Here is a 26,920-nt window from a genome sequence, read left to right as displayed (position 1 = left end):
TTGACTCTATCAGATCCTTTCGGGCCTGATTCCCTGTCAACCGGGTTTGTCTTCGCGGCTGTTGGGCCGTTCCGACGTCCCAAACTTTAGCGGATTCCCCCGGCGATTCATAATCGCGCTCCCGGAATGGAATTCGGGCACGCCGAAATCTGTCCCGTGGGGAGATCGTGCTGGTGGTTTGGTTGCCGCCGCAGCGGCGAGAGGTGCCGCCGCAGAACCGTTACGGCCCCGCGACAACTCGAAGTACCTTACGGACCCGGCGCGGCGGTGTCAACCCCCCGGCCCCGTGAACATCAGTCGAGGTCGGTGAGACGCCCGCCGGCGTCCGGCTGGGCGTGCTCCACCCGGCGCAGCAGCCGCGTGAGCACCTCGCCGAGGACGCCCCGCTCGGCGGGGGACAGGTCCTGGAGCAGGTCCTCCTCGAAGACCGTGGCGAGGCGCATGGCCTCCAGCCACTTCTCGCGCCCCTCGTCCGTGAGCTCCACGATCACCCGTACGCGGTTGTTCTCGTCACGCTCCCGGGTGACCAGGCCCTCGCTGACCATGCGGTCGATCCGGTGCGTCATGGCCGCCGGGGTGAGTCCGAGCCGCTTGGCCAGCTCGCCGGGGCCCATGCGGTACGGCGCGCCGGCGAGGACCAGGGCCTTGAGGACCTCCCACTCGGCGTTGCTGATGCCGAGGGTCGCGGTCTGCCGGCCGTAGGCGACGTTCATACGGCGGTTGAGGCGGCCCAGGGCCGAGACGATCTTCTCGACCTGGGGGTCGAGGTCCCGGAACTCCCGCTGGTACGCGGCGATCTGCTCTTCGAGTGTCGGCTCTGTGGGGCCGGGGGTGTCACCCATGGGCGCAGTATGGCACGCCCTGGCTTGCCGTCGAAGTCCTTCGATGTGTATTGTTTAGATCCTAACTTTAGCTTCGAAGTCTTCACTCCTAAGGCAGGTGAAAGTGACCAAGGTGATGGGTGCCGCGATGCGCCGGATCCACGTGGGCAACGCACTGAGCGCGTTCGGCCTCGGCTTCACCGTCCCCTTCCTGTACGTGTACGTGGCACAGGTCAGGGACCTCGGCGCCGTCACGGCGGGACTCGTACTCGCCGCCTTCGCCGTGGCCGCGCTCATCGTGCTGCCCTTCTCGGGCCGTGCCATCGACCGTCGCGGGCCGCTGCCCGTCCTCGTCGCCGCGCTGCTGACCGCCGCCGTCGGCGCGCTGAGCCTCGGTCTCGCCGGCAGCGCCCCGCTCGTCCTGCTCTCGGCGGGCGCGCTCGGCGCCGGTCAGGCCGTCATGCAGCCCGCGCTCGCCACGATGATCGTCGAGTGCTCCACGCCGGACACCCGTACGCGCGCGTTCGCCATGCAGTTCTTCCTGCAGAACCTGGGCCTCGGCGTCGGCGGGCTCATCGGCGGCCAGCTCGTGAAGCACGAGCGGCCCGGCGACTTCACGCTGCTCTTCGCCATCGAGACCGTGATCTTCCTGGTGCTCGCCGGTGTCATGGCCACCACGCGTCTGCCGCGGTCTCCCCGGATCACCGACGCCACCCCGCAGGCCCAGGGCACCATGAAGGACGTCTTCCGCAACCGCGTGATGCTGCAGCTCTGCGTCCTCGGGTTCGTCCTGTTCTTCGCCTGCTACGGCCAGTTCGAGTCCGGCCTCTCGGCGTACGGCGTGGAGGCCGCCGGGATCTCGCCGTCGACGCTCGGCATCGCGCTCGCCGCCAACACCGGGGCGATCGTGCTCGCCCAGTTCGCGGTCCTGCGCTTCGTCGAGCGCCGCAGGCGCTCCCAGGTGATCGCCGCCGTGGGCCTCATCTGGGCCGTCGCGTGGATCGCCGCGGGGTACGCCGGCCTCGGGCACGGCAGCCAGGCCATGGCCACCGCCGCGTTCATCTCGACGTACGCCCTGTTCGGCATCGGCGAGACCATGCTCGCGCCGACCGTCGCCCCGCTGGTCGCCGACCTGGCCCCGGAGTCGATGGTCGGGCGGTACAACTCCGCCTTCGCCCTGGTCAAGCAGCTCGCCCTGGCGGTCGGTCCGGCCGTGGGCGGGCCGATGGGCGCCACGCTGCACGCCCCGTACGTCGTGACGTTCCTGCTCTTCTCGCTCGGCATCACGGTGCTCGCGCTGCGGCTCGGCAAGCACCTCACCCCGGCGCAGAACCACCCGTACGCCCAGAAGAGCCGGATCGTGGCCCAGGGTGCCCCGGAAGCCGTGAGCGCCCACTCCTGACCCTCTTCCGGGGGGCGGCCCGGACACCGTCGGCTACGCGCGCGTGGGCACTGCCCCCGCGCGCGTCGTCGTACCGGGCCCTAGGCGCGCGGCAGCGCGAACTCGCACCACACCGCCTTGCCGCCTCCCGGCGTACGGCGCGAGCCCCAGTTCGAGGCGATCGTCGCGACGATGGCGATGCCCCGGCCGGACTCGTCCACGGGCTCGGCGCGGCGGCGCCGGGGCAGGTGGTCGTCGCCGTCGGTGACCTCGATGATCAGGCGGCGGTCGGTGCGGCGCAGCCGCAGGCGCATCGGGGGCGTGCCGTGCTGGAGCGAGTTCGCGACGAGCTCGCTGGCCGCGAGGACGCCCAGGTCGAGCAGGTCCTGGGGGAAGCGCCAGCTCGCCAGGACGCCGGTGGCGAAGGCACGCGCGCGCGGGGCCGCCTCCACGCCGCCGAGCAGCTCCAGGGCGGCGTTGCGGAACAGCTCCGCGTCCGCGCCCGTGCGGGCGGGCTGCTGGAGGACGAGGACCGCGACGTCGTCGTCGTGGTCGGCCGTGACGCCCAGGGCGCGGATCAGGCGGTCGCAGACGACCTGGGGCGTGCCGGTGGCGCCCGCGAGGGCGCGCTCCAGGGCGGCGACGCCCTCGTCGATGTCCTCGCTGCGCCGCTCCACCAGGCCGTCGGTGTACAGCACCGCGGTCGAGCCCGGGCCGAGCGGCACGGAGCCCGAGGTGTGCAGCCAGCCGCCGGTGCCGAGCGGCGGTCCTGTGGGCTCGTCCGCGCGGTGGATGGTGCCGTTCTCGTCCCGGACGAGGATCGGCAGGTGGCCCGCCGACGCGTACGCCAGGCTGCCCTCGTTCGGGTCGTGGACCGCGTACGCGCACGTGGCGATCTGGCTGGCGTCGATCTCGGCGGCCAGGCCGTCCAGGAGCTGCAGCACCTCGTGCGGCGGCAGGTCCAGGCGGGCGTAGGCGCGCACGGCCGTGCGGAGCTGGCCCATGACGGCGGCCGCGCGGACGCCGCGCCCCATGACGTCCCCGATGACCAGGGCCGTACGGCCGCCGCCGAGCGTGATGACGTCGTACCAGTCGCCGCCGACCGCGGCGTCCGTGCCGCCGGGCTGGTAGGTGGCGGCGATGCGCAGGTCGTCGGGCTGCTCCAACTCCTGGGGCAGGAGTGAGCGTTGCAGCGTCACGGCGGTCTCGCGCTGGCTGCGCTCGCTGGCGCGCAGCCGCTCGGCGGCCTCGGCGTGGTCGGTGACGTCGGCGGCGAACACCAGCACGCCGCCGTCCCGCGCGTCCGCCGCGGGGCCGCCCAGGGGCAGCGTCACGGGGGTGCAGGTGAAGGTGTACGACCGGCCGCCGGGGGCCTTGCGGGACTTGACCGTACGCGGCCGGGCGCTGCGCAGGACCTGGTCCATGAGGGGCAGCAGGCCGACCTCCGCCAGCTCGGGCAGCGCCTCGCGCGCGGGGGCGCCGGTCGGGCGGGGGCCGAACGCCGTCGTGTACGCGTCGTTGACGTACGCGATGCGGTGGTCGGGGCCGTGCACGAGCGCGACCAGGGCGGGGATGCTGTCGAGCACCGCGCGGGCCGGGAGTCCGTCGACGCCGTCCGGGAACGTCTGCGTGAGGCGCTCGGCGCGGGCGGCGGGGACGGAGTCACCCCGCTGTACCGGGGAGCCACCGGTCTCGGTGCGCGCCGCGGCGCGACGCTGTGTTCCGGGGAGCCGGGCGCTCCAGCGCGTGAAGTTCACTGCGTAGGCCTCGTGATGTCGCTTCTGGATCGGGCGGGGGTGTACGGCCGGGCGTTCGGCCGGTGGCGGTGCGGCGGGCGGCACCGCCTCCCGGGAAGACACAGCATGGCGCGGTGCGGGCCCCGGCTCTCTGGGGCCCGCTCATGGTCACACGTCCAGTCTGGCCGACCGGACTGACATCCGTCAGACGCCGGGCCTGCCCGGAGAGTTCCGGCAAGGGATCATCAGGACTCCTTCGGGCGTTCCCCTCCGGCCGCGAGTTCGAACTCCGCGCGCGGGTGTTCCAGTGACCCCAGGGAGACGATCTCGCGTTTGAACAGGCCGGACAGGGTCCATTCGGCGAGTACGCGGGACTTGCGGTTGACCGTGGGCACCCGGCTGAGGTGGTAGACGCGGTGCATGAACCACGCGGGGTAGCCCTTCAGCTTGCGGCCGTAGACGTGGGCGACGCCCTTGTGCAGTCCCAGGGAGGCCACGGAGCCCACGTACCTGTGCCGGTACTCCTGGAGGGGCTTGTCCCGCAGGGCGGCGGCGATGTTGTCACCCAGGGCCTTGGCCTGGCGCACGGCGTGCTGGGCGTTGGGGGCGCACTCCGCGCCGGGCTGCTCGGCGGTGACGTCGGGGACGGCGGCCGCGTCCCCGGCCGCCCAGGCGTGCGGCGCGCCGTCGACCGTCAGGCTCGGCGTGCACTTCAGGCGGCCGCGTTCGGTCAGCGGCAGGTCCGTGGCGGCGAGCAGCGGGCTCGGCTTGACGCCCGCGGTCCACACGACCGTACGGGTGGGGAAGCGTGCGCCGTCGCTGAGGACGGCGACGCGGTCCTCGCACGTGTCGAGGCGGGTCTCCAGGCGGACGTCGATGTTGCGCCGCCGCAGCTCGCGGACCGTGTACTTCCCCATCTCCTCGCCGACCTCGGGGAGGATGCGGCCGGAGGCCTCGACGAGGATCCACTTCATGTCGCCGGGCTTGATGTTGTGGTAGTAGCGCGCGGCGTAGCGGGCCATGTCCTCCAGCTCGCCGAGGGCTTCCACCCCGGCGTAGCCCCCGCCCACGAAGACGAAGGTGAGGGCGGCGTCGCGGACGGCGGGGTCGCGGGTGGAGGAGGCGATGTCCATCTGCTCGATGACGTGGTTGCGCAGCCCGATGGCCTCCTCGACGGTCTTGAAGCCGATGCCGTAGTCGGCGAGGCCGGGGATGGGCAGGGTGCGCGAGACGGAGCCGGGGGCGAGGACCAGCTCGTCGTAGGCGAGGTCGAGGGGGCCGGAGCCCTGCTCGTCGGTGGCGAGCGTGGTGAAGGACGCGGTGCGCTTGGCGTGGTCGATCGACGTGACCTCGCCGACGACGATGCGGCAGTGGTCGAGGACCCGGCGCAGCGGGACGACGACGTGGCGCGGGGAGATCGACCCGGCCGCCGCTTCGGGGAGGAACGGCTGGTACGTCATATACGGGTCGGGCGAGATCACGACGATCTCCACCTCGCCACGCCTCAGCTCCGGCTTGAGTTTCCGCTGGAGGCGCAGCGCGGTGTACATCCCGACGTAGCCACCGCCGACAACGAGAATGCGCACAGGTTCCGTCACCATCCCATGACGCACCCGCACTTCGCGTTTGTCCACAGGCTCGGCAATTTGTATGACTGGAAGCAGCGGGCGGCGGCAGGTCGTCCACTTGGCTGAGTCCGTGGCATAAGAGCAGGTCAGCGAGGGGTGGTGGGGTGGTGGTACAGGGTGCAATCGGGTGGGAACCGGTGCGTACTCCGATCGGGGGGCACCCCGTGCGGAACCCGCCTCTTCTGAATTGACTCTGGCTCAACTATGTTCGTGTGACGTCGGGGTGTCGGGGGATGCGCTCGTCGAGTCCGGTTTGCCGGGTTCGTGCGCGGCTCGCTCCTCACACGCCGGTCATCGATGACGGGGAGTGTCTCCGGGGGGAGACGTCATTACCGGGGGAAAACATATGCACATTCAGGACTCTCACTGGACTTCCGCGACAGCGCCGGCACCTGCCGTCGCCTCCAGCGGAAACGGACGGGAAGTGGGGGACACGGCGCGTACGACACCGCTGCGTGTGGACGCGCAGCGGAATCTCGAGCACGTCCTGCGCGCGGCCCGCGAGGTCTTCGGCGAGCTGGGGTACGGCGCGCCGATGGAGGACGTGGCCCGGCGGGCCCGTGTCGGTGTCGGCACGGTCTACCGCCGCTTCCCGAGCAAGGACGTACTGGTGCGACGGATAGCCGAGGAGGAGACCTCCCGGCTGACCGAACAGGCACGCGCTGCCCTCGGGCAGGAGGACGAGCCGTGGTCGGCGCTCTCGCGCTTCCTGCGGACCTCCGTGGCCTCGGGCGCGGGGCGGCTGCTGCCGCCGCAGGTGCTGCGCGTGAGCGTGGACGACCAAGCCGAGGCGGCGGGCGCGGCCGGCGGCGCGGCGATCACCGGGGCCGGCGTCGCGGAGGGCGCCGAGGCCCGGGTGCCGCAGCAGCGGCAGATGCCGCCGTCGCTCCCGCCGGAGCTGCGGCTCGTGGAGCAGCGGCCCGCGCCGGCGCAGGAGAGCGACGACGCGGGAGCCGCGGCGCTGCTCGACGTCGTCGGGCGGCTCGTGGACCGGGCGCGTGCGGCCGGTGAGCTGCGCGCGGACGTGACGGTGTCGGACGTGCTGCTCGTCATAGCGACGGCGGCGCCTTCGCTGCCGGACGCCGCACAGCAGGCCGCGGCGTCGTCCCGCCTCCTGGACATCCTCCTGGAGGGGCTCCGGTCGCGGCCTTCGTAACGCTCGTTCGGACCCTCACGGGTACGGAATGCTCAACCCCGATCATGTCCGCAAGGGGTTGAGCATTCCCCGAAGGGGTGAACGGTAGTGCTCCGTTCCGGTAACTCACCCCGGATGGGTGGTTGCTCGCCACCCCTATTCGACGGGGCGTCACCGTGTGGCACTCTTTCCCGCGTGTCCGGGTCTGCTAGTGCGTGCGGGGGCTTTCCGCGATGAGCGTTGACGGGCAGGACGAGCCCACCTCTCCCGGCGGTGAGCCGGAACCCCCTCCCCGCGACGAGCCGGACCCCGTCTCTCCCGGCGGCGAGCGGGGCGGTGAGCGAGGCGGGCTGCCCGCGCGGCAGGTGCCCGGCCAGGGCGGTCGCCGCGGCGGCGGAGGACCCGGCGGACGTCACGGCGGCAAGGGCGCCGGCTCCGCGTCCGGCGGCTCCCGCGACGGGTCCGGAGTGCCCGGTCCCGGTGCGAGTGTGCCGTCGCAGCGCAGCGGCGGTTCGGCCGGACCACCGGGCTCGGAGGGTGGTTCGTACGGCGCCCGTGGCGGTGACGTGCCGTCCTCGGACGCCGACCTGATCGACCGGATGCGGGCGGGCGAGGACGCGGCCTACGAGGAGCTGTACCGCAGGCACGCCGAGGCCGTGCGCCGCTATGCCCGTACCTGCTGCCGGGACGGGCACACCGCGGACGACCTCACGGCCGAGGTGTTCGCGCGGATGCTCCAGGCGGTGCGCTCCGGCGCCGGGCCGGAGTACGCCGTGCGCGCCTATCTGCTGACCACGGTGCGGCGCGTCGCGGCCGGGTGGACGAAGTCGGCGAAGCGGGAGCAACTCGTCGACGACTTCGCGGTGTTCGCCGCGCAGGCGGCCCGGGGCACCGAGGCGGCCGAGGACACCGCGTCCTTCGGCTCCTTCGGCGCGGGCCTGGACCTGGGCGCGGACGTCCGCGCCATGCACGAGGCCGAGCAGTCGCTCGCCATGCGGGCGTTCCGCAGCCTGCCCGAGCGCTGGCAGGCCGTGCTGTGGCACACGGAGGTCGAGGACGAGTCGCCGAGCGAGGTCGCCACGCTCTTCGGGCTCGACGCCAACGGCACCCGGGTGCTCGCCAGCCGTGCCCGCGAGGGCCTCAAGCAGGCGTATCTCCAGGCCCATGTGAGTGCCGCGCTCACCAAGAGCGAGGAGTGCGCGCGCTACGCCGACCGGCTCGGCGCCTACGCCCGCGGCGGCCTGCGCACCCGTGCCGAGCGGGGCTTGCGCAAGCATCTGGAGGAGTGCGCCGAGTGCCGGCTCGCGGCCGGCCAGATCGAGGAAGTGGCCAGCGGCATCCCCGCCGTCGTGCCGATCGCGGTCATCGGTTGGTTCGGTGCCGCCGGGTACGGCAAGGTGGCCGCGCTGGTCGGCGGCGGCGCCGCGGGCGCGGGTGCCGCGGGCGCGGCCGGGGCGGCGACGGGCGGTGGCGGCGGGGCCGGGGGCGCGGCGTCCGAGGGCCTCGGCACACCGGCGAAGGCCGGGATCGTGGCGGGCGCCGTCGTCGCGGCCGGCGTGGCCCTGGCGCTCGCGCTGGCCGGCAGCCCCGACGACGAGCCGACGAAGGCCAAGGCGCCGCCCGCCGAACCCGTCATCCCGCGCAACCCGCCGTCCTCGAAGCCGCTGCCGCAGCCCGAGCCGCCCGCGCCGGAGGCACAGCCCGTGCCGCCGGCCAAGGCCCCGCCGAGGCCCGCGCCGGAGCCCGTCCCCGAGCCGACGCCGACACCGACGCCGACGCCGAAGCCGCCGGTGGAGAGGCCTGGGCCGAGACCGGAGCCGCCGCCCCCGCCGCCGGAGCCGCGGCCGACACCGCCCAGGCCCACACCGACGCCCACGCCCACTCCCACCCCCACACCGTCACCCACGCCCACGCCATCACCCACTCCCACGCCCGCACCCGTGGTCTACCAGTGGAACGAGCTGGAGTACGGCCTCATCGGCGACGGCACCAAGCCCGAGATGCGGCTCGGGGAGAGCAGTTGGGTGTGGCAGCGGCGGGGCCTGTCCATCGCGGACACGCGGTACAGCCACGGCGTGACCGTCCACGGCACCTCCTCGGTCACCATCGACCTGAACCGGACGTGCACCGCGTACGAGGCGCTCGTCGGTGTCGACGACATGACGATGCGGCTCGGCGCGGTGCGGTTCTCCGTGTACGGCGACGGGGTGCGGCTCTGGCGGTCGCCGCTGGTGCGGGGCGGTGACTCGGCCGTGCCCGTGCACGTCGACCTGACCGGTCGCAGGACGATCCGCCTGGTCGTCGAGCCCCACACCTCGTTCGACTCGGTGGCCTTGGCGGACTGGGCGCAGTCGCGGTTCCGCTGCGTGTGAGGCGCCCGGCGGGGCGTGGCGGCGGCCGGGCGGGACGGGACGGCGACCGGACGGGACGGGGGCCGCGGGGTCGTGGGGCCGGTCCCAGTTCAGCCAGCCGGGACGGGGGCCGCAGGGTCGTGGGGTCGGTCCCGGCTCAGCCGGCCCGGTCGAGCTCCGCGAGGACGTCGTCGACGGTCAGCGCGGCGCCCGCCTCGCGCTCCCGGTCGTAGGCGGCCGGGCCGAGCACCGCGCGGGCCTCGGCCTCGACGCGGGCCGCCTCGGCGCGGTCCGGCATGGGGCGGTCGTGGCCGCCGCGCCAGCGGGTGGCGAGGGCGAGCAGCCGGGTGGCGCGCGCGTGCTCGCCCAGGCTCAGGAAGAACACGGCGGCGGCGTCCACCAGGATCGCCGTCATGATGTCCGAGCAGCGGTGGTGCAGCGCCGTCCGCAGCACGTCGGCGAGCACGGCGAGGCCGGCCCGCGGCCCGGCCTCGGCGGCGGTGACCCGGGCCTCCACGTGGCCGATGCCCACCGCGAACTGCGGCGGCATCGTACCGCGCTCCCCCTCCGCGCGGGCCGCCTGGCACAGCGCCCGCGCCCGCTCCGGGTCGCCCTCGGTGAGCGCCATGTCGGCCTGCATCAGCCGCACGAAGGCGCGGGAGTCCGTCACCCCGTACCGGTCGGCCTCGGCGCTCGCCTCGTCCAGGCCCTTGGCGGCCAGCTCGCGGTCGCCCTCGCGGTAGGTGATCTCGGCGAGCCGGGCGAGCAGGAACGGGGTCTCGGCGTGCGCGCCCACCTCGTACGCGAGCCGCAGCGCCTCCTCGTACTCCACGCGCGCCTCGGCGTGGCGGCTGCGGGCCATCGCCGCCTCGCCCGCCGCGCTGCACACCTGCGCGCGCAGCCAGCGGTCGCCCACGCGCCGGCTCAGCTCGCGCAGCTCCGCCAGGTCCTCGTCGACCCCGGCGAGGTCGCCGGGCCGGTCGATGACCGTGTGCACGCGGAACATCAGGGTGATCGAGACCTCCCAGTCGCCGCCGAAGCGGCGGCAGTTGTCGACGGCCGCGTCCAGGTACGACACCACGTTGTGCGGTTCGTCGAGGAAGTACAGCGTGAACGGCCACACCAGGCCGGGGAAGCGGCCGCTCGCGGGGACGGGCCGGGCGAAGGCGTCCCGCACCCGCAGGACGTACCGCCGGGCGCGGTCGTCGGCGAGCACCTCCGAGGGCCGCGACTCCACCGTCAGGAACAGGTGCAGCATCCGCAGGGACATGCGCGGCCAGTACAGCGGGTGGTGCTCATCCGCGAGATCGGTGTCGAGACCGGCGTTGAGCCGGGCGGTCTCGGAGGCCAACGGCGCGAAGGCGGCCGACGACGGGGCACTCGCCGCCACGATGGGGAGGGCAGGCGCGGGGGGTGCGGGCTCCGACGAGGAAGGTGCGGGCTGCGGGAGTGCCGTCATGCGCAGGACGCGGCTGACCCACTCGGAGCCCTCCACGCGGTAGTTGCGCAGCCACCAGAACCAGCCCATGGCGAGGGTCAGAGCGGTGGCCTGGTCCTCGTCGTGCTGGACGAGGGCCCGCTGGAGGGCCGCGCGGATGTTGTCGAGCTCGGTCTCCAGGCGGCCGATCCAGGGCAGTTGCTCGGCGGAGCGCAGCAGCGGCTCGGCACGCTCGACCAGCGCGCGCACGTACGCGCTGTGGCGGCGCTCGGCGGCCGCGCGCACCTCGGGGGTCTCGGCGGCGCGCTCGGTCGCGTACTCGTGGATGGTCTCCAGCATGCGGTAGCGCATGCCGCCGCCGTCCGTGCCCGCGCACGGCGTGGCGACGACGAGGGACTTGTCGACGAGGGCGCCGACGACGTCGGCGGCGGGGCCGGTGCAGACGGCCTCGGCGGCCTCCAGGTCCCAGCCGCCCGCGAAGACGGACACCTCGCGCAGGACCGTGCGCTCGGCGTCGTCCAGGAGGTCCCAGGACCAGTCGACGACCGCCCGCAGGGTCTGCTGGCGGGGTAGGACCGTCCGGGCGCCGCTGGTGAGCAGGCGGAAGCGGTCGTCGAGGCGGTCGGCGATCTGCCGGGGGGTGAGCAGCCGCAGGCGGGCGGCGGCCAGCTCGATGGCCAGGGGCAGGCCGTCGAGGCGGCGGCAGATCTCGTCCACCGCCCCGGCGTCGGCGGTGGCGTCGAAGCCGGGGCGCACGGCCGCGGCCCGCTCGGCGAAGAGGCGGTGCGCCGGGTCGGGCGGCAGCGGCTCGACGGGGCGCACGGACTCGCCCGGCACGCCCAGCGGCTCGCGGCTGGTCGCGACGATCGTGAGGCCCGGGCAGCGGGTGAGGAGGGTCTCGGCCAGTTCGGCGGCGGCGTCGATGACGTGCTCGCAGTTGTCAAGGATCAGGAGCAGGCTGCGCGGGGCGCAGTACTCGACCAGCAGGGCGACCGGGTCGTCCTGCGGAGCCGTCAGCTCGCTGGTCATCAGCACGGTCTCGCGCAGGCCGAGCGCGCTGACGACGGCACCGGGCACCGCCTCCGGCCGGTCGAGCGGGGCGAGCTCGGCCAGCCACGCGCTCGGATGCCCGGCGGCGGCTTCCTCGGCGAGGCGGGTCTTGCCGGAGCCGCCCGGTCCGGTGAGTGTCACCAGGCGGGCCCCGTGTATGTCCGAACGGATGGCCGCGAGTTCGGGTTCCCGCCCGACGAAGGACGTCAAGCGGGGGCGGATGTTCCCCTTCCGTTCGAGGCGGGGCTCGTGGGGAGCGTGCCCCTTCCACTCCGGGTGGGGCTCGTGTGGGGCGCGCTGTCGGTGCGGGGTCCGGAGGGCACGGTCCCTGTCCGCGTCACGGTCTTCCCCCGAGGACCGGTCCGGCCGGGGCGGCTCGGGCACGGCTGTGGCCGTGGTCCCGCGGCCCGGGGGACTGGTGCCCGGTCTGGGCGCACCGCGTTCCGGCGCCGCCAGCAGTTCCGCGTGCAGGGCCCGTAGTTCCGGGCCCGGGTCGGTGCCGAGGCCGTCGGCGAGGGTGCGGCGCGCCCGCTCGTACGCGGCGAGCGCGTCCGCGCCCCGGCCCGCGTCGCGCAGCGCCCGGATGAGCAGGGCGTGCAGCGTCTCGTCGTACGGCTGGGTGGCGGTCAGCTCGCGCAGCTCCGGCAGCACGTCCAGGGCCTGCCCGAGCAACAGGTCCGCCTCGATCCGCGCGCGGGTGGCCTCGGCGCGCCGGGCCTCCGGGCGGGTGGCCGCGGTGCGGTCGGGCAGGTCGGCGAGCGCCGGGCCGTGCCACAGGGCGAGGGCCTCGCGCAGGGTGCGGGCCGCGGTCGCGGCGTCGCCGCGGTCCAGGGCGGCGGTGCCCTCGCGGGCCAGGCGTTCGAAGCGGTGGAGGTCGACGTCGTCGGGGCCCGCGGTGAGGCGGTAGCCGCCGGGCTCGGAGGCGATGGCGTCCCTGCCGAGGGCTCTGCGGAGGCGGCCGACGAGGGCCTGGAGGGCGGCGGTGCCGTCCGCGGGCGGGTCGCCCGCCCAGATGTCGTCGATGAGCGCGTCGAGGGGGGCCGTGCGGCCGGCTCTCAGGGCGAGGGCCGCGAGGAGTGCGCGGAGGCGGGGGCCGCCCACCGGGACGGAGGTTCCCTGGTCGTCGTGCGCCTCTGTGGCGCCCAGCACTCGATACCGCACGGGTTCATTCTGGCTGGTCGGTGATCGGGGCGTCGTACCGTTCTCGCCGGGTGCCGCGCTGGGTGCCGCGCCGGGGCCGTGCTGGGGCCCGGCCGGAGTGCCCCGCCGGGGCTGCGCCGGATGCCCCGCGCGCGGCCGTGCGCGGGTGCTGGCGCCCTCCCGGGGGCTCCGTGCCCGCCCCCTTCCCGCAGCCATGGGGCTCCGCCCTCTGGGCCCCCGATATCGGCGCTCCGCGCCTCGTCCTCGAACGCCGGACGGGCCGGGGCTCCCCAGCGCCACCCCGTCTGCTCAGCCCGGCAAAGAGTGCGGTGCCCGTCCCGCCCCCAGAGTGCCCTGCTGCGGCACCACCGTCCCCGTCGGTACCGCGCGCTGGCGGGCGGGGGTGCCCGTCCAGCATGTTCCCCGGCGGGACAACAGGCGGCGCAGCCACACCTCCGTAGCGACCAGGTCGGCGAGGCCGTCCAGGGGGACCGGTTCGCCCTCGGCCGCCGCCCGCAGGGCCTTGCGGACCACGCGGGCCTCGACCAGGCCCGCCTGCGCGAGCAGGGGGGTGTCGAAGAGGGCCACCAGGCCGTCCACGGCCACCCGCAGGCCGGTGCGGGCGGCGGCCGCGTTCGAGGCGTGGGACGGGGCGCCCCAGCCGGGCGGGAGTTCGGTGACCCCGGAGCCCTCCAGGACGCTGCGCAGGATCTCGGCGCGGGCCCCGGGGCGTACCCGTACGGACTCGGGGAGGGCGCGGCAGGCGCGGACGACCTGGTTGTCCAGGAACGGCGCGTGCAGGCGCTGGGAGCGCACCTCCGCGGCCTGTTCGAGGATGCGGAGGTCCGCGGCGTGCCGGTAGAGGGCCGCCCGCGCGCGGAACTCACCGGGGCGCTGCCCGGGGCCGGGACCGGGGCGCGTCGTCGTCTCCTGGAGACGAACCGATACTTCAGCGAGGGCCTCACCGGTCAGCCAGCGCGCGGCCGGCCCCGGTCTGGCCCACGCGAGGGCCGCGAGCGAGGCCCCGACGGCGCCGCCGGGCTCCTCGAAGCGGCGGTGCAGGAGCCGGTCGGCCAGGGTCTCCACGCCCGCGCTGTGGGACGTACGGGCGAGGCGGCGCGCGGCCCCGTACACGCGCGCGGGCACCAGGACCGAGCCCTCGGCCTTGGCCAGGGCGGTCACCGGCCGCACCAGGTGGCGCCGCTTGCGGTCCATCAGGAGGTCGGCCAGGCGCGCGGGGTGGGCGTCGAGCACCTGCCGCGCGCCGTAGCCGGTGAAGTGGTCGGCGCTGCCCGAAGCGAGCCGGACGCGGTGGCGCTGGGCGGCGACCAGGACGCCGCTGGGCTCGTCGGTGAGCGGCACGTCCAGGTCGGCGTACGGCAGGACCTCCTCGCCGCCGGTGACGACGACGTGGTGCAGGCGCGGGTTGGCGGCGATGGCGCCCGCGCGCTCCAGCTCGGCCTCGCGGCCGCCGGTGGCGAGGTCGTTGAAGGTCACGGCGAGGAGCCGCTCGCCCGCCCCGGTGCCGTGGCCGAGGACGGTGCCCGGCACCCCCGGCAGGCCGGCGGCGAGCAGGGCGAGGGTGCCGGAGGCGGGCCCTCCGGAGAGGTCGGCGCCGATGCCGGGCACCGGCATGCCGCGGGCGGCGCGCCGCTCGGCGGGGCCCATGCCGGGCACGGGCCCGGGGTCGATGTCCGGCACGTGCCGCGGGGCCCGCAACCGCGCGCGTACGGCCTCGACGAGGGCGTCCCGGACGCCGTCCACCGCGCTGGCCTCGTCGGTGGGGGGCGCCGCGACGGCGAGCGACGCCACGGGCTCGTACCCGGCGACCTCGCGTGCGCCCGCGCGGAGGATCAGGGCATGCCCCGGGGGCACGCGTCGCACGCCCTGGTACGGCGTCGAGTCGTGCAGCGCCTCGGGCACGTCGGGGGCGGCGAGCAGCGCGGCGAGGTGGCCGATGTCCAGGTCGGCCTCGATGAGGTCGGCCAGGGGCAGGGCGGCGGTCGCGTAGGCCGTACCGTCCGCCCAGGGGGTGTAGAACACGGGCCGGGCGCCCGCCAGGTCACCGGCGATCATCACGCGGCGGCCGACTTGGACGACGGCGGTGTAGCTGCCGGGCCACGCGGTCAGGTGGCGCAGGGCGCCGCCGCGGGCGGCGAACAGGCTGACCCTGAGCTCCTCGTCGCTGGCGCCGCAGGTGCCGAGTACGGCGATGCGGGTCCGGTCGTCGGCCTTGACGGTGCGCACCTCGTCGGGGCGCCAGTCGCCGACGGCCCACAGGGGGTCGGGGTCGCCCCACAGGAGCTGGGACCCCACGGGGTGCACGGTCTCGCCGTCGTCCCCGGTGGCGCCCGCGGCGCCGACGGCGGCCGAGGGCCTCGCGGTGGTACTGCTCCACCCCACCAACCACCGCATCGCCGCCTCCACAGGCTGTGGACAACCAGTGCACCCGTCCGACCGAGGGACTGGGGACCCATGCTGCCACGAAGGAGGCGCACGAGAGGGTCTGCGACGGCGCTCGTACCGGCGCGAACACGCCCACGATGATCGTTCGTTGAGGCGGCAACGACGTGGGCGGAGGGCGGTGGAAGGGGTCGGCGACGTCGGCACGGGCCCCGACGACGACCTGACGTCCGCAGAACGACGGCCTGACGTCCGCGGAGGGAGCCGGTGGCGACGGGACGGGCGTGTCGGGCGGCCCGGGCGCGGGCAGGCGGCAGCGATTTTCGGCCAAATCAGCCATGGCCGAACACGCCCCCCAGGGCCGGAACGGCCCACGCACAGCCCGGGAGGCGGTGCTCGCCTCCCGGACCGGTCCGCCGCCCGCGGGGATGGAGGCGGCGGTGTCCCCCAGCCCGCTGACTCCAGCGCAGCGGGCCGACCCACGCGTCATCCATGGAAACGCTCCCCCGGTGGCCGTAGAAGAGCGCACACACAGGCGCACGGCCACACACCCGGAGCACGCCCCGACGGCGCCGCACGCCCGTACGGACAACAATCCCGCCATCCGGAACTGCGCCTCTTAACGCTTGGGATTCACCAAACTACGCTGGGTGTGCTGTTGTTCTCGCGGAGGCATATACCTGGGGGCTCGGCCACGCGCGCTTGCGGCCGGGATCGGGGAAACGGCGCGCGACACGCCGTACGCACCGAGGACCCCCGGTCGCCGTCCCCGGGGGAACGCGGCACGAATGCCGCGCGGTCACACCTGCCGGCAGCCGTCTGTGTCGAGGGGTGGCGCATGTCCAGGGAGCAACGCGGGCCGAACGAAAAGCTCGGCACCGTTCTCGCCCTCGCGGGAATCAGCAACGCGGGACTCGCCCGCAGGGTCAACGACCTCGGCGCCCAGCGCGGGCTGACCCTCCGGTACGACAAGACCTCGGTGGCCCGGTGGGTGTCCAAGGGCATGGTGCCGCAGGGCGCCGCGCCGCACCTCATCGCCGCCGCCATCGGGCAGAAGCTCGGCCGGCCGGTGCCGCTGCACGAGATCGGCCTCGCCGACGCGGACCCCGCGCCCGAGGTGGGCCTCGCCTTCCCGCGCGACGTCGGCGCCGCCGTGAAGTCGGCGACCGAGCTGTACCGCCTCGACCTCGCGGGCCGCCGCGCCGGCGGGGGCGGCATCTGGCAGTCCCTGGCCGGCTCCTTCGCCGTCAGCGCCTACGCCACGCCCGCGTCCCGCTGGCTGATAACCCCGGCCGACAGCTCCGTCGCGCGCGACGCCAGCCGCGAGGGGCCGCGCGACGCGGCCCGGGCGGACGACGGCGGCGCGCCGATGAAGGTCGGCCACAGCGACGTGCTGAAGCTGCGCGAGGCCGCGGAGGACGCGCGGCGATGGGACTCCAAGTACGGCGGCGGGGACTGGCGCTCGTCCATGGTCCCGGAGTGCCTGCGGGTCGAGGCGGCGCCGCTGCTGCTCGGCTCGTACTCGGACGAGGTGGGCCGCGCCCTGTTCGGCGCCACCGCCGAGCTGACCCGGCTCGCCGGGTGGATGGCCTTCGACACCGGCCAGCAGGAGGCCGCGCAGCGGTACTACATCCAGGCGCTGCGGCTCGCCCGCGCCGCGGCCGACGTACCCCTGGGCGGCTACGTCCTCGCGTCCATGTCCCTCCAGGCCACCTACCGCGGCTTCGGCGACGAGGGCGTCGACCTCGCGCAGGCCGCCCTCGAGCGCAACCGCGGCCTCGCCACCGCCCGGACCATGAGCTTCTTCCGCCTCGTCGAGGCACGCGCGCACGCGCGCGCCCACGACGCGCAGGCCGCCGGGGCCGCGCTGCGGGCCTCCGAGGGCTGGCTGGAGCGCGCCCGCGACGGCGACCACGACCCGTCGTGGCTCGGCTTCTACTCGTACGACCGGTTCGCCGCCGACGCCGCCGAGTGCTACCGCGACCTCAAGGCACCCCGCCAGGTCCGGCGCTTCACCGAGCAGGCCCTGTCCCGGCCCACCGAGGAGTTCGTCCGCTCCCACGGCCTGCGGCTCGTCGTCTCCGCCGTCGCCGAGCTGGAGTCCGGAAACCTGGACGCCGCCTGCGAGCAGGGCGTCCGGGCCGTGGAGGTCGCCGGGCGCATCTCCTCCGCCCGCACCACGGAGTACGTGAAGGACCTCCTGCACCGGCTCGAACCCTACGGCGACGAGCCCCGGGTGGTGGAGCTGCGGGAGCGGGCGCGCCCGCTGCTGGTCGCCCCGGCGTGAGCGGGGCCGCGCGGCCTCGCGTCCCGCGTGCTCAGGACCACGTTTACCGGCGTTGTCAGTGGTGCAGGGCACTATCGGGGTGGGAGGTGAGGAGCGATGGGTCGGGGTGCCGTGGCGTACGACTGTGACGTGCTCGTCGTCGGGGGCGGGATCGTCGGTCTGTCGGTCGCGCACGCCCTCACCCGTGCCGCGCCCGGCACCCGCGTGACCGTCCTGGAGAAGGAGGCCGGCCCCGCCCGCCACCAGACCGGGCGGAACAGCGGCGTGATCCACAGCGGGATCTACTACCGCCCCGGCTCGCTGAAGGCACGATTCGCCGTGCGCGGCGCCGCCGAGATGGTCAAGTTCTGCGCGGAGTACGACATTCCGCACGAGGTCACCGGCAAGCTCGTCGTCGCCACCGACCGCTCCGAGCTGCCCCGCCTGCACGCCCTCGTGCAGCGCGGCCGGGAGAACGGCATCCCGGTGCGCGAGCTCGGCCGCGCCCAGATAGCGGAGTACGAACCGGAGGTGCGCGGGCTCGCCGCGATCCACGTCGGCACCACCGGCATCTGCGACTACGGCGCGGTCGCCGAGCAGCTCGCCCGCGCCTCCGGCGCCGAGCTGCGGTACGGCGCGGAGGTGGTCCGCGTCGACCGGCGGCCCGGCCTCGGCGCCGCCGTGCGCACCGCCCGCGGCGACGTGGTGCGCGGCAGGGTCCTCGTCAACTGCGCCGGGCTGCACTGCGACCGCGTGGCCCGCCTGGCCGGTGACGACCCGGGCATGCGGATCGTGCCCTTCCGGGGGGAGTACTTCACCCTCACGCGGCCCGAGCTGGTGCGCGGCCTCGTCTACCCGGTGCCGGACCCGGCCTTCCCCTTCCTCGGCGTCCACCTCACCCGGGGCGTCGACGGCGGCGTCCACGTGGGGCCGAACGCGGTCCCCGCACTCGCCCGCGAGGGGTACGACTGGGGGGTCGTACGGCCCCGCGAGCTCGCCGGGACGCTCGCCTGGCCGGGCTCCTGGCAGATCGCCCGGCGGCACTGGCGGTACGGGACCGGGGAGCTGCGGCGCTCGGTGTCCAAGGCGGCGTTCACGGACGCGGTGCGCAGGCTCCTTCCGGCCGTCACGCCGGCGGACCTGGTGCCCTCCCCCGCGGGGGTGCGGGCCCAGGCCGTGCTGCGGGACGGGACGCTCGTCGACGACTTCCTGATACGCGAGGGCGACCGGACGGTGCACGTGCTGAACGCGCCCTCCCCCGCGGCCACCGCCTCGCTCCCGATCGGCCGCGAAGTCGCCCGCCGGGTCCTGGCCGCGCTGCGCTGACCCTGGCGCGGGCGCCCAGCCCGGAAATCGGCCTGCGGCCTCGTCCTCGAACGCCGGACGGGCTGGAACCCCTTGGCCCGCCCCGGCACCGGGCGCCCAGCAGGGCGGGCGGCACTAAAATCGGCGGCACTGTGTCTGAGAACTCCCGCCCGAAGGGCGCCCCCCGCTTTCCCGAAGGTCCCGTCCCCGACCCCTCCGGCGACCGGTTCGAGCGGCGCATCCGCAGCTTCACGCCGCGCCGCAGCCGCGTCACCACCGCTCAGGGCGACGCCCTGCGGCGGCTGTGGCCGAAGTGGGGCCTCGACATCGACGGACAGCGGGTGCTCGACCTGGCGGAGCTCTTCGGCACCACGGCGCCCGTCGTCCTGGAGATCGGCTTCGGGATGGGCGAGGCCACCGCGCAGATGGCGGCGGCGGACCCCGGCACCTGCATCCTCGCCGTGGACGTGCACACCCCCGGCCAGGGCAACCTGCTGAACCTCGCGGACCGCGCCGGTCTCACCAACGTCCGCGTCGCCAACGGCGACGCCGTGATCCTGCTGCGCGAGATGCTCGCCCCGCAGAGCCTGGACGGCGCCCGGGTCTACTTCCCGGACCCCTGGCCCAAGGCCCGCCACCACAAGCGGCGCCTGATCCAGCCCGACTTCCTGACGCTGCTCGCGCCCCGCCTCAAGCCCGGCGCGGTGCTGCACTGCGCCACGGACTGGGAGCCGTACGCGGAGCACATGCTGGAGGTGCTCACCGCGCACCCCGACTTCGAGAACACCCAGGAGGACGGCGGGTACGCGCCGCGCCCCGACTTCCGCCCGCTCACCCGCTTCGAGGGCCAGGGCCTCAGGAAGGGCCACGTCGTCCACGACCTGCTGTTCCGCCGCGCCGGCACGCCGAGCGGGGCCTGAGGCGCCGTCCCCACCCAGGCCTGAGGCACCGTCGCGGGCCGCTCCCAGCCTCGTTAGGGTCGAACCGTGGCCACCAGTCCCGCACGCCCGAGCCACCCGACGCCGCCCGGCGGGCCCGCCGGGCCGGCCGGGGCACCCGGGCCCCGGCACCCGCGCTGGTGGCAGCGCGGCGCCATCCGGGCCACCGGCGTGGTCACGCTCCTCGCGCTGTCCGGCCTGGTGATCCTCGCCCTTGTCCGCGAGCAGACCGGCACCGAGGGCTTCCTGGTCGGCCTCGGCCTCGCCACGCTCCCCGTACCGCTGCTGATCGCGGCGTTCCGCTGGCTGGACCGGGTGGCCCCGGGGCCCTGGCGGAACCTGGTGTTCGCCTTCTCCTGGGGAGCGTGCGCGGCCGCGCTCATCGCGATCCTCGCGAACAGCTTCGCGACCCGCTGGATAGCCACCGCCACCGCCGACCCGGCCGGCGCCGACACCCTCGGCGCGACCGTCATAGCGCCCGTCGTCGAGGAGTCCGCGAAGGCCGCGGCCGTGCTGCTCGTCTTCCTGTTCCGCAGAGCCGACTTCACCGGGGTCGTCGACGGCTTCGTGATAGCGGGCGTCACCGCCACCGGCTTCGCGTTCACCGAGAACATCCTCTACCTCGGCAACGCCTTCGGCACCGACCAGCTCAACGGCGAGAGCGGCCTCGCCTCCGTGACCGCGGCGACCTTCTTCGTCCGGGTTGTCATGTCACCGTTCGCGCACCCGCTGTTCACCGCGCTCACCGGCATCGGCTTCGGCATCGCCGCCGTCACCGCCGAGCACCACACCGTCCGCCGCACCGTGCTGCCGTGCGCCGGGCTGCTGCTCGCGATGGGGCTGCACGCCTTCTGGAACGGCTCGGCGGGCTTCGGCGAGTACGGCTTCTTCGTCGTGTACGCCGCCTTCATGCTGCCGGTGTTCGGGCTGCTGACCTGGCTCGCCGTCTGGCTGCGCCGGCGCGAGCTGCGGATCGTGCGCCAGGAGCTGCCCGTGTACGTGGCCGCGGGCTGGTTCGCGCCGGGCGACCCGTACGCGCTCGGCTCCCTGCGCGCCCGCACCCTCGCGCGCGACTACGCGGCGTACCACCTGGGCAGAGGCGCCGGGCGCACCGTCGTGGAGTACGAGACGCACGCGACGGCCCTCGCCCTCCTGCGGCACCGGGCCCGGCACGGCCGGGTCGGCGCCGACTTCATCACCCGGGAGCGCGAGCTGCTCGCGGCGCTGCGGGAGCGGCGCGCCGTGGCCGGGCCCGCGCTCGGGTACGCGGCCCGGGCGGCGACACCGCCCCCGGTGCCGCCGGGCACCGCGTACGCCGTGCACGCGTACGGCCCGGTCCGGCCCCCGTACCACCCCTACCGCACCTGAGCTCAGGCCGCGGCCGCCGTCAGGGCCGCGACCTCGGCCCCGGTCAGCTCCAGGTCGGCCACCGCGAGCAGCGCGGGGAGCTGCTCGACCGTGCGCGCCGAGGCGATCGGCGCCGCCACCGTCGGCTGCGCGGCGAGCCAGGCGAGGGCGACGGTGGCGACCTGCGCGTCGTGGGCCTTCGCCACCTCGTCCAGGGCGGCCAGGACCCGGCGGCCGCGCTCCGTGGCCAGGTACTCCCCGGCCTTCTGGGCACGGGCGCTGTCGACCTCCGAGCCCGGGCGGTACTTGCCGGTCAGGAAGCCGGAGGCGAGCGCGTAGTAGGGGACGGCGGCGAGCCCGGAGCGCGAGGCGACCTCCTGCAGCGGGCCCTCGTACGTGTCGCGGGAGACGAGGTTGTAGTGCGGTTGGAGTGCCACGTACCGCACGAGGCCCTCGCGGTCGGAGAAGTCGAGGGACTCCTGGAGCCGCTCGGCGGTGATGTTCGAGGCGGCGATCGCCCGCACCTTGCCGGAGCGCACCAGCTCGTCGAGGGCGGTGATGAACTCCTCGACGGGCACGGACGGGTCGTCGTAGTGCGTGTAGTAGAGGTCGATGTAGTCCGTGCCGAGGCGGCGCAGCGACTCCTCGGCGGCGGCCTTGACGGTGCGCGCGGACAGGCCCTTGTACGCGGGGTGGGCGCCCACCTTCGTGGCGATGACGACGTCGGAGCGGTTGCCGCGCGCGGCCAGCCACTGCCCGAGGACGGTCTCGGACTCGCCGCCCTGGTTGCCGGGCACCCAGTGCGAGTAGGCGTCGGCGGTGTCGATGAAGTTGCCGCCCGCGGCGGTGTAGGCGTCGAGGACGGCGAAGGACTGCTCGCGGTCGGCGGTCCAGCCGAAGACGTTGCCACCGAGGGCGAGCGGGAAGACTTCGAGGTCGGACGGGCCCAGAGGGCGAAGAGTGGTCATACGAGGCGTCAACGCCCGTACGGATTTCGGAATTCCGGCGGCGGGCCGGGCCCCGGGGCTGCGGCGGGGAAGGACCGGCGGCCCTGGCGTCGGGGGGTCGTCGCCAGGGCCGCCGGCGTCGTGGAGCCGCGCGCCAGGAGCCGCGGTGTTCCGCCGTGCCGCGGTTGTGCCGGGGGGTGTTACGGGTTCAGGCCCTTGCCCTGGAGCCACGCCAGGGGGTCGATCGTCGCGCCCGCGCCCGTCTTGACCTCCAGGTGGAGGTGCGGGCCCGTGACGTTGCCGGTGGCGCCGACCCGGCCGATGACCTCGCCCGTGGTGACCTTCTGGCCCGCGCTGACGCTGAGCGAGGACTGGTGGCAGTACCAGATCTCGGTGCCGTCCTCGAGCTCCAGGACCGTGCGGTAGCCGTACGCGCCCGCCCAGCCCGCCTCCTTGACGGTGCCGGTGTGGACGGCCTTGAGCGGGGTGCCGGTGGGGGCGGCGAAGTCCAGGCCGGTGTGGTGGCCGGAGGACCACATGGCGCCGGCGTCGCCGTAGTGGGAGGTCAGGGTGTACGAGGAGGTGGGCAGGGCGTAGCTCTTGGCGAGCTTCGCCAGGCGCTCGGCCTCGCGCTTCTCGCGGGCCTCGGCCTCCTTCTTCCGCTTCTCCTCGGCGGCCTTCGCCCTGGCCGCGGCCTCCGCCTTCTCCCGCTTGGCCTCGGCGGTCTCGGCGGCCTGCGTGACGGCGGCGGCCTGGGCCCGCGCCCGCTGGGCGTCGTCTGCCTGGTGCCGCTGGTTCTCGGCCTGCTGGAGGATGCGGGCGCGCAGGGCCTCGCCCGCGTCCGTGGTGCCCTGCTCGGCGTCGGCGGTGGTGACGCCGGCGGAGCTGAGCGGGGCGGTGGACGCGGCGGTGGCGGGCTCGGCCTCGGCCTTGTCACCGCCGAGCAGGGCGCCGACGCCGGGCAGCGACTCGGCCTCCGGCAGCGCGTCCGCGACCGCCGACATGTCGGGCATGGCGATGGAGACGGGCGGCTTGCCGCCCTGCGCGGAGGCGATGCCGCCCGCGCCGACGGCGGCGATCACGCCGACGCCGAGGACGGTGGAGCTGCGCGCGAGGCCGCCGCCGCCCTTCTTGTGGATGCGGTGCCGCCCGCGGACGGGGCGGACGCTCTCCGCGGTGGGGTTCCACTCCTCCCAGGAGCCCTCGGGCCGCTGGGCGGCGTACGGCGAGGAATCGAACGACTCGTACGGGGAAGAGTCCTCGTACGGAGCAGAGTCGGGGGAGGGGCCGAAGAAGTCGAAGGGACCGGAGTGACCGGCATGGCCGGAGTGACCTGCGGGACCCGCGGGGTCGTCACCCCCGGCGGCTCGGTCGGCGGTGTCGCCGTGCGGTATGAGCGCTTCTGGGGCAGGCCGGTTGGACGCCACGGGGGCGCACTCCTTTCCTTCCTTCTCGCCTACCGGGTTAGCTGACGGGTTCGGAGCAGGAAGGTCTCCTACGGCCGTACCTCACGTGCGGGACGCACCCCGTGACCACGTCACGGCGCTACGGCGTCTCGCACGCGAAGGGCGTCCGATTCACCCCAAGTTGGTGGTTCCCCGGCTCCCTTGCGGGATTAGGCGCGTGCGCGCGGAGCCGTCGGGTGTGACGGCTGGGACGACCGCGCTGCGTTATCGAACGTTAATAGACAGCGGCTCCGTAGTCCAAGCTGTTCCGACTGATCGTTAACGCTTACGCCACGTACACAACGGGACATCTACGTGCTGATCCGGGCGAGTTGACCGGCCGTCATGACGCAGCGCAGCCGGACGGATCTTCACATGTCGACGAAGGTGCGTCAGTTGGGCTGCGCTGGGGTTCCGTTCAGTCACCCGCCGTGACGGGACGGCGTACGGCGAGGAGCGCCATGTCGTCGGTGGCCCCGTCGGCGGTGTGGTCGAGGACCTCGGCGACGAGGGTGGAGACGAGCGCGTCGGGGGCGTCCGCGCCGGAGAAGATCCGGCCGCCGAGCCGCAGCGCGGGATCGTAGAAGGCGCCGTGCTCGTCCCGGGCCTCGCTGACCCCGTCGGTGTAGAGCAGCAGCGTCGAGCCGGGCGGGAAGTCGGTCTCGTCCGCGCGGTCGGGCCAGCTCCCCAGCTCGCCCATGCCGAGCGGAAGCGCGGGCTCCGTGGGCGAGAGCACGCACAGCCGCCCGTCGGCGCGCAGCAGCAGCGGTTCGGGGTGGCCGCGGTTCACGAGCCGGACGATCCCCCGGCCGGGCGGGATCTCGGCGAGGACCGCGGTGGTGAACCCCTCGAACGCGTCGAGTCCGTCGCGCCGGGTGCCCTCGCGCGCGAGCGCACGCTCCAGGCGCTGCGCCACGGCCTCCAGGGTGGCCTCCTGCTCGGCCGCCTCCCGGAAGGCGCCGATGACGACGGCGACGGCGGCCACCGCGCCCATGCCCTTGCCCCGTACGTCGCCGACGACGAGCCGGACGCCGTGCGGGGTGTCCTGCACCGCGTACAGGTCGCCGCCGATGAACGCGTCGGCCTGCGCGGCCTCGTAGCGCGCGGCGACGTCGAGGCCCCCGACGCGCGGCCCCGGCTGCGGCAGGACGGCGCGCTGGGCGGCCTCGGCGATGGAGCGGGCGGAGGCGAGGCGGGCGTTGCCGCGCCGGACGACGCGGTTGATGACGACGGCGAGGGCGCCGACGGTCAGCATGGTGAGGAACTCCGTGACCACCTCGACGTACGCGTCCGCGTGGTTCACCGTGCGCAGCGCAAGGACGGTGGCGCAGGACACGGCGGCGGTCGCCGCGGTGGTGCCGAGCGAGAAGAACGGCGCGGCGATCAGCGGGGCCGCCGCGAAGATCGGGGACGCGGTGAACTCGGGCGGCGTGAGCACGTCGAAGAGGATCCCGGCGACGATGAGGAACGGGGGCAGGGCCCGGGTCAGGGCCCGCTCCCGGGGGAGCCGTCTGCGGCCCTTACCGCCCATGGCGCCCCTCCGGCCCGGCACCGGCGCACCGGCCCCCACCACCCGAAGCAACCACCGTTCCACTCCCACCGCAGACCCGCCGCATCGGCCCAAGGCTTCCCGTCCGGCGGCCCGCGAGCGAGTCGGCGTGCGCCAAGTGGGTGAAGCGGGGGCGGGGTGCGGGGCGCGCGGCGTGGGCGGGGCGGGGGGCGCCCGGAGCGGGCGCCGGGCGTACGGGGCGTGAGGCGGCGCGGGCACACGGGACCCGGGGCAGGCGCGGGCGTGGGACGCCGAAGGCCGGAATCCCCAGACCCGGAATCCCCTGGGTACGCCGAAGGCCCGGGATCCGTTGGGATCCCGGGCCTTCGGTTTCAGTAGCGGGGACAGGATTTGAACCTGCGACCTCTGGGTTATGAGCCCAGCGAGCTACCGAGCTGCTCCACCCCGCGTCGGTGAACCCAACAGTACGCCATCAGGGGCCGTGAACGCGAACTGATGGCCGGAGGGCCGCCCCAGGACCCTCGGCAGGCACCCCGCCAGGGCCCCGCCACCCCGCGCCCGAACCCGATGCCACTACAAAAGCCCTGGTCAGGCCCTGGTCAGGCGTGCCCTCGGCCAGAGGCCACGCTGTGACCGGCGTCACCGGGATCTTTCGCGCCCCATGTCATCCGAACCCGGGTCGGGGGGCGTATGCACGGTGAGACCGAAGAGATCCAGGAGCAATCTGTTGACCGTCGAGGAGTTCGAGGAGTTCTACGCGCAGGCGGCCGCGCGGCTGACCGGCCAGCTCTACGTGATGCTCGGCGATCTGCACGAGGCGCAGGACGTCGTCCAGGAGGCCTTCGTCAAGGGCTGGAGCCGCCGGGGGCGGCTGGACCGGGACGGCAGTCCCGAGGCGTGGATCCGTACCGTCGCCTGGCGGCTCGCGGTGAGCCGCTGGCGCGGGCTGCGCCGCTCGGCCTCGGCCTGGCAGCGCAGCGGCGCCCCGCCGCACGCCGAGGGGCCGGGCCCCGACTCCGTCACGCTGGTCGAGGCGTTGCGCGCACTGCCGCCGCAGCAGCGCCGGACGCTCGCCCTGCACTACATGTGCGACCTCACCGTCGAGCAGATCGCCGGGGAGACCGGGCTGGCCGCCGGCACGGTCAAGACCCACCTGGCCCGCGGCCGGGCCGCGCTCGCCCGCCGCCTCACGGATCCGCGGACCGAGGAGGTCCACGGTGCGTGAACCCTCCGCTGTCTTCGCCACCCCGCGCCTCGCGGAGGCGCACCCGGCACCACGTGGCCCCCTGGCACCACGGGACCCCCTGGCACCACGGGACCCCCTGGCACTACGGGGACCGTCGGCACCACCAGCACCACCTCTCTACTCACCACCCCCACCCACCCCCCACACCACAGACACCACAGACGCCCCGGACACCACAGACGCCCCGGACACCCCGGTGCTCACACCCCGCACCACAGCCACGCCCACACCCCCCGTACGCCACCACCTGCCGGACCCACGCACCGAGGAGGCCCCCGGTGTCTGACCCCCAGCTCGATCCCCAGCACGACCCGTTGCGCTCGCTGTTCCAGGAGGCCGCTGCCGCCGGGCGGGCCCGTGCCGACGTGCCGCCGGTGGCGGTGGTCGTCCGGCGCGGCCGTCGGGCGCACCGGGTCTTCGTGACCGCGGTCGCCGTCACCGCCGCCCTCGTCGTCGCCGGCGCGGGCGCGGCGGCGCTGATGCGGGACTCCGCGCCCGCGACGCCGCCCGCGTCCGTGCCCTCGAAGCCGACGCCGTCCCCTTCGCCGCCCATGTCCCCCTCGCCGTCGGCGTCCACGACCTGGCCCCCGCCGCCGACCCTGGCCACGACGGCGACCACGCCGCCCGCCACGCGCCCGGCCGGATCGCCCACGCCGCCCTCGCGCACCAGCCCACCGCTGAGGGCACCGCGCACCACGGCCCCGCCGACCTCGGCGGGCGCGCCGCCGTCGCGGACCGAGGATCCGTCCCGGGGGCCGGTCAGGAGCACGGCGACCGACACGTCCGCGCCGGAGACCTGAGCCCGGCCCCACTCCCGCGCAGCCCCTCACCCC

17 protein-coding genes, 1 tRNA gene and 1 riboswitch are annotated in these 26,920 nt (G+C 74.9%); of the genes, 9 read left to right on the top strand and 9 right to left on the bottom strand.

The annotated features are described in order from the left end of the window. Positions 1 to 293 precede the first annotated feature (293 nt). A complete protein-coding gene (locus tag QK440_RS15990; RefSeq protein WP_282793757.1) occupies positions 294 to 842 on the bottom strand; it encodes a MarR family transcriptional regulator in 549 nt (182 codons plus the stop codon). 103 nt (positions 843 to 945) lie between these two features. Here QK440_RS15990 and QK440_RS15985 point away from each other — a divergent pair, with 103 nt between their 5' ends. Then, positions 946 to 2,223: an MFS transporter gene (locus tag QK440_RS15985; RefSeq protein ID WP_282793756.1), complete on the top strand. Its 1,278-nt coding sequence runs from the start codon at positions 946 to 948 to the stop codon at positions 2,221 to 2,223. Positions 2,224 to 2,303: 80 nt separating this feature from the next. Here the strand turns inward: QK440_RS15985 and QK440_RS15980 are convergent, their stop codons facing one another. Together QK440_RS15980 and QK440_RS15975 are read right to left on the bottom strand one after the other, a co-directional pair. Then, positions 2,304 to 3,959, bottom strand: a complete 1,656-nt coding sequence (locus tag QK440_RS15980; RefSeq protein ID WP_282793755.1) for a SpoIIE family protein phosphatase — start codon at positions 3,957 to 3,959, stop codon at positions 2,304 to 2,306. 224 nt (positions 3,960 to 4,183) lie between these two features. Further along, positions 4,184 to 5,539, bottom strand: coding sequence for an NAD(P)/FAD-dependent oxidoreductase (locus QK440_RS15975; protein ID WP_282793754.1), 1,356 nt, complete (start codon positions 5,537 to 5,539; stop codon positions 4,184 to 4,186). Positions 5,540 to 5,912: 373 nt separating this feature from the next. On the opposite strand from QK440_RS15975, the gene QK440_RS15970 reads away from it, so the two are divergent. Continuing rightward, complete coding sequence (locus tag QK440_RS15970; RefSeq protein ID WP_282793753.1) at positions 5,913 to 6,722, top strand: helix-turn-helix domain-containing protein; 810 nt, start codon at positions 5,913 to 5,915, stop codon at positions 6,720 to 6,722. Between the two features lie 212 nt (positions 6,723 to 6,934). Beyond that, positions 6,935 to 9,073, top strand: a complete 2,139-nt coding sequence (locus QK440_RS15965; RefSeq protein ID WP_282793752.1) for a sigma-70 family RNA polymerase sigma factor — start codon at positions 6,935 to 6,937, stop codon at positions 9,071 to 9,073. 136 nt (positions 9,074 to 9,209) lie between these two features. Here the strand turns inward: QK440_RS15965 and QK440_RS15960 are convergent, their stop codons facing one another. Beyond that, positions 9,210 to 12,701, bottom strand: a complete 3,492-nt coding sequence (locus QK440_RS15960; RefSeq protein ID WP_282793751.1) for a BTAD domain-containing putative transcriptional regulator — start codon at positions 12,699 to 12,701, stop codon at positions 9,210 to 9,212. 288 nt (positions 12,702 to 12,989) lie between these two features. After that, complete coding sequence (locus QK440_RS15955) at positions 12,990 to 15,095, bottom strand: asparagine synthase-related protein (RefSeq protein ID WP_282793750.1); 2,106 nt, start codon at positions 15,093 to 15,095, stop codon at positions 12,990 to 12,992. 826 nt (positions 15,096 to 15,921) lie between these two features. Between QK440_RS15955 and QK440_RS15950 the strand changes: the two genes are divergently transcribed. The 4 genes from QK440_RS15950 (at position 15,922) to QK440_RS15935 (ending at position 20,960) form a co-directional block, all read left to right on the top strand. Further along, complete coding sequence (locus tag QK440_RS15950; protein ID WP_190135712.1) at positions 15,922 to 17,370, top strand: MFS transporter; 1,449 nt, start codon at positions 15,922 to 15,924, stop codon at positions 17,368 to 17,370. Between the two features lie 96 nt (positions 17,371 to 17,466). Continuing rightward, a complete protein-coding gene (lhgO, locus tag QK440_RS15945) occupies positions 17,467 to 18,675 on the top strand; it encodes an L-2-hydroxyglutarate oxidase (protein WP_282793749.1) in 1,209 nt (402 codons plus the stop codon). Positions 18,676 to 18,806: 131 nt separating this feature from the next. Continuing rightward, complete coding sequence (trmB, locus tag QK440_RS15940) at positions 18,807 to 19,574, top strand: tRNA (guanosine(46)-N7)-methyltransferase TrmB (protein ID WP_282793748.1); 768 nt, start codon at positions 18,807 to 18,809, stop codon at positions 19,572 to 19,574. Positions 19,575 to 19,640: 66 nt separating this feature from the next. Further along, positions 19,641 to 20,960, top strand: coding sequence for a PrsW family intramembrane metalloprotease (locus tag QK440_RS15935; protein WP_282793747.1), 1,320 nt, complete (start codon positions 19,641 to 19,643; stop codon positions 20,958 to 20,960). Between the two features lie 2 nt (positions 20,961 to 20,962). On the opposite strand, the gene QK440_RS15930 is transcribed toward QK440_RS15935, so the two are convergent. The 4 genes from QK440_RS15930 to QK440_RS15915 all read right to left on the bottom strand — a co-directional run bounded on the left by QK440_RS15930 (position 20,963) and on the right by QK440_RS15915 (position 25,290). Next, complete coding sequence (locus QK440_RS15930; protein ID WP_282793746.1) at positions 20,963 to 21,907, bottom strand: aldo/keto reductase; 945 nt, start codon at positions 21,905 to 21,907, stop codon at positions 20,963 to 20,965. Between the two features lie 179 nt (positions 21,908 to 22,086). Further along, positions 22,087 to 23,313 carry a M23 family metallopeptidase gene (locus QK440_RS15925; protein ID WP_282793745.1) on the bottom strand — a complete coding sequence of 409 codons (1,227 nt, stop codon included), beginning with the start codon at positions 23,311 to 23,313 and terminating at the stop codon, positions 22,087 to 22,089. Between the two features lie 11 nt (positions 23,314 to 23,324). Beyond that, positions 23,325 to 23,518: riboswitch (cyclic di-AMP (ydaO/yuaA leader) on the bottom strand. A 231-nt stretch (positions 23,519 to 23,749) separates the two neighbouring features. Beyond that, positions 23,750 to 24,862, bottom strand: coding sequence for a PP2C family protein-serine/threonine phosphatase (locus tag QK440_RS15920; RefSeq protein WP_282793744.1), 1,113 nt, complete (start codon positions 24,860 to 24,862; stop codon positions 23,750 to 23,752). Positions 24,863 to 25,216: 354 nt separating this feature from the next. Further along, positions 25,217 to 25,290, bottom strand: a tRNA-Met gene (locus QK440_RS15915). A gap of 278 nt (positions 25,291 to 25,568) precedes the next feature. Here QK440_RS15915 and QK440_RS15910 point away from each other — a divergent pair. After that, positions 25,569 to 26,066, top strand: a complete 498-nt coding sequence (locus QK440_RS15910) for a SigE family RNA polymerase sigma factor (RefSeq protein ID WP_282793743.1) — start codon at positions 25,569 to 25,571, stop codon at positions 26,064 to 26,066. A 299-nt stretch (positions 26,067 to 26,365) separates the two neighbouring features. Further along, positions 26,366 to 26,887 (top strand): hypothetical protein, encoded by a 522-nt coding sequence (locus QK440_RS15905; RefSeq protein WP_282793742.1) that lies wholly within the window; start codon positions 26,366 to 26,368, stop codon positions 26,885 to 26,887. Positions 26,888 to 26,920: the final 33 nt, after the last annotated feature.

Source organism: Streptomyces sp. CC224B (assembly GCF_030010595.1).
In the GTDB taxonomy this organism is placed as follows: Bacteria; Actinomycetota; Actinomycetes; order Streptomycetales; family Streptomycetaceae; genus Streptomyces; species Streptomyces longispororuber.
Note: the sequence above shows the minus strand (reverse complement) of the source record. Positions and strands in the feature narration are given on the sequence as shown.

Coding starts and splice junctions, on each gene's coding strand:
- QK440_RS15990 (WP_282793757.1), bottom strand. CDS start 842: ATGGGTGACACCCCCGGCCCCACAGAGCCGACACTCGAAGAGCAGATC.
- QK440_RS15975 (WP_282793754.1), bottom strand. CDS start 5,539: ATGGTGACGGAACCTGTGCGCATTCTCGTTGTCGGCGGTGGCTACGTC.
- QK440_RS15970 (WP_282793753.1), top strand. CDS start 5,913: ATGCACATTCAGGACTCTCACTGGACTTCCGCGACAGCGCCGGCACCT.
- QK440_RS15965 (WP_282793752.1), top strand. CDS start 6,935: ATGAGCGTTGACGGGCAGGACGAGCCCACCTCTCCCGGCGGTGAGCCG.
- QK440_RS15955 (WP_282793750.1), bottom strand. CDS start 15,095: ATGCGGTGGTTGGTGGGGTGGAGCAGTACCACCGCGAGGCCCTCGGCC.
- QK440_RS15950 (WP_190135712.1), top strand. CDS start 15,922: ATGTCCAGGGAGCAACGCGGGCCGAACGAAAAGCTCGGCACCGTTCTC.
- lhgO (WP_282793749.1), top strand. CDS start 17,467: ATGGGTCGGGGTGCCGTGGCGTACGACTGTGACGTGCTCGTCGTCGGG.
- QK440_RS15930 (WP_282793746.1), bottom strand. CDS start 21,907: ATGACCACTCTTCGCCCTCTGGGCCCGTCCGACCTCGAAGTCTTCCCG.
- QK440_RS15920 (WP_282793744.1), bottom strand. CDS start 24,862: ATGGGCGGTAAGGGCCGCAGACGGCTCCCCCGGGAGCGGGCCCTGACC.